Genomic DNA, 288 nt, shown 5'->3' on the forward strand with positions numbered 1-288 from the left:
GGTGGATCTGGCCATCAAGATGCCGCTTACCGAACGGGTGCTGGTCACGCGCGCCGCCGACGGCACGGTGCAGCTGCAGCACCTGCCCGAGCCTCCTGCAGAGGATGCCCACGCCGACACGCTGGCCGGCGGCGTCCTGGTCGCAGACGGCGTACAGATCGCCACCCTGCCGGCCATCACCGAGTGAACGAGGATCTACAGCGGCTGGAAGCCTGGGCCGCGCCCCTGCTGCAGCGTCTGCAGCCGGCCGAACGAAGCAAGCTGGCACGCAAGGTCGGTACCGCGCTG

Annotated in this window: 1 protein-coding gene; it reads left to right on the forward strand. The window is 69.8% G+C overall.

The features are described 5' to 3' along the window. The coding region (locus EN850_RS35775; protein WP_210238103.1) for a hypothetical protein at nt 1–187 on the forward strand (187 nt) is incomplete at its 5' end. Nucleotides 188–288 lie beyond the last annotated feature (101 nt).

Origin of the sequence: Mesorhizobium sp. M8A.F.Ca.ET.207.01.1.1 (assembly GCF_004794715.1) — a bacterium.
Lineage (GTDB): Bacteria > Pseudomonadota > Alphaproteobacteria > Rhizobiales > Rhizobiaceae > Mesorhizobium.